The organism is bacterium (assembly GCA_040753555.1).
Classification (GTDB): Bacteria; UBA9089; UBA9088; order UBA9088; family UBA9088; genus JBFLYE01.
This window is the reverse complement of the sequence record JBFMDZ010000291.1, coordinates 1-2,156: the sequence shown is the minus strand read 5'-3', so window position 1 is coordinate 2,156 and position 2,156 is coordinate 1. Positions and strand designations below refer to the sequence as shown.

Annotated in this window: 2 protein-coding genes and 1 pseudogene; all 3 read right to left on the bottom strand. The window is 35.3% G+C overall.

Annotated elements, in window-relative coordinates:
* Positions 1–122: 122 nt before the first annotated feature.
* A pseudogene (locus AB1630_12640) lies at positions 123–494 on the bottom strand (sugar phosphate nucleotidyltransferase).
* A 94-nt stretch (positions 495–588) separates the two neighbouring features.
* Positions 589–1,653 (bottom strand): bifunctional diaminohydroxyphosphoribosylaminopyrimidine deaminase/5-amino-6-(5-phosphoribosylamino)uracil reductase RibD, encoded by a 1,065-nt coding sequence (gene ribD / locus AB1630_12635; protein MEW6104637.1) that lies wholly within the window; start codon positions 1,651–1,653, stop codon positions 589–591.
* Between the two features lie 108 nt (positions 1,654–1,761).
* A complete protein-coding gene (locus AB1630_12630) occupies positions 1,762–1,929 on the bottom strand; it encodes a hypothetical protein (protein ID MEW6104636.1) in 168 nt (55 codons plus the stop codon).
* Positions 1,930–2,156 lie beyond the last annotated feature (227 nt).

Here is a 2,156-nt window from a genome sequence, read left to right as displayed (position 1 = left end):
ACATTTTATTGTCACTCACTTTTTTGTAATTTTTACCTCCCCATACCCCTCAATCCCTTATAAATACAAGAAATTCTACTTTCGCTACCACCAATTTCGCCAAGTTTCTGTTGAAGTTGGGTTTTTACTTTAAATTCCTCAACGAATTTTTTAATCCCATCTTTGATTAGGTTATCGCCCAGATACATCACAAATGGTTCCTCTTTTAAAAATTCATCGGATATTTTTATAGCGTGTGCCAGACCTAATGGCGCTTCCTGCTCAATATATGTTATACTCAATCCAAATCTTTTTCCATCCCCCGCCGCAGAGATTACCTCATTTTTCGTATCACCGACAACAATCCCAACCTCTTTTATTTCGGCTTCTCTAATTGCTTCAAGGCCATAAAAAAGTATAGGCTTATTTGCAATAGGAACAAGTTGTTTGGCTGAGGTATGGGTAATCGGCCTTAAGCGTGTCCCTTTACCACCTGCCAATACTAATGCTTTCATCTTTGTTTGGATGAAAGTATAGCTTCCTACCTAAATTTTGCAATGATTTTTTGGAGGAATTTTTAGCCATTAGCCTTAAATAATTGTAATTATGTCAAATTGGATTAAAATACCCACTTACCATAATATCCTCTGAAATACGCCCTATCTTTACATTTTTAAGCTCTAGGGGGGGGATGTCTTTTAAAAGAGAAAGGCCATCATCGCCAATGAGCTTCGGCGAGATAAAGAATATTGCTTTATCAATAAGGCATCTATTTAAAAATGATGCAATAAGCCTTTGTCCTCCCTCAAGTAGGATGGATGTAATACCCCTTTCGCCAAGTTTTAAAAGAAGTTCAGGAAGGGAAACCATGCCATTTTCCTCTTTTATAATGATTATTTCTGCGTTTTTTGCAATCTCAAAAGGAGGCTTCTTTGTGCTTGCAATTATTAAGTCCTCTTTTCTTCCAAACACATTTGAGTTAATTGGGATTTTTCCATCTGTTGTAACAACAATTCTAATTGGCGACTTTCCTTTAACAAGCCTTGTTGTAAGATATGGGTTGTCCTTAATGATTGTCCCCTTTCCTACCATAATCCCATCCACCTGGGAACGAAGCCTATGGACAATTTTCCTGGAGGCTTCACTTGTTATCCATTTCCCTGACTCCCTGACCCTCTGGCTCTCTGACCCCTGACTTATCCTTCCATCCAAGCTCATTCCAACCTTAAGGATAACAAATGGCATTTTTGTTCTTGTATATTTGAAATATACCTCATTAAGCATATGCCCCTCATCTTTTAATAGCCCAATATTAACCTTTATTCCTTTCCTTTCCAATATTTTCTTACCATTTACAATTGGATTTACATCAAGGCAAGAGGCAACAACCCTTTTTATGCCTGCCTTAATTATTGCATCTGTGCAGGGTGGCGTTCTTCCATAATGTGAGCAAGGTTCAAGATTCACATATAATGTTGCTCCCTTTGCATCTTTTCCTGCTTTATTTAAAGCCTCAATCTCTGCATGGGGAAAACCTGCCTTTTTATGATAGCCATCACCTATTATCCTTCCATTCTTTACAATAACGCATCCTACCATAGGATTTGGGCTTGTCTTTCCCAAACCTTTTTTTGCAAGCATAATAGCCCTTTTAAGAAAAAAGATGTCATTCATACAAAAATTGTAAATTGCAAATTCTAAAAGGAAAGTAACTATTCACCTTATCCATATTTAATCCCAATAGGAACAAGGGATCTATCTATAAAAACAAAGGATAATGCATCAATGACATTTTGTCCTTAATCTTTGATCCTCTTTTTTTAACTCCTTATTCTCTTTCACTAACCACTCTATCTCATTCATCAAGTCGCAGATTAGACCCTTGAGGTTTTCATCAGAACAAATTTTATCTATATCTATTTCTTTAAAGGTGGTATTTCTGTTTTCCATACCACTCTTATTATCGGCATTTTTTCAAAAAAACTTTTGTACTTTTTACATCATCTCCCCAAAATTATGAGTAGTTACCAATTAAACTAGTAATTCTCGATAAAAACTTAAACACATTAAAAATCATCATTTTTTTCTTTTATCTTCTCTATCCTTCTATATTTATAGTGATTTTTGCCTTTCCCTTTGGTTTTTTCTTCTTTGTTTTTTGTACTTTTTTTGATTAT

What these genes read in the sequence shown, in the direction of transcription:
- ribD (MEW6104637.1), bottom strand. Translation starts at nt 1,653, where the DNA reads ATGAATGACATCTTTTTTCTTAAAAGGGCTATTATGCTTGCAAAAAAA.
- AB1630_12630 (MEW6104636.1), bottom strand. Translation starts at nt 1,929, where the DNA reads ATGGAAAACAGAAATACCACCTTTAAAGAAATAGATATAGATAAAATT.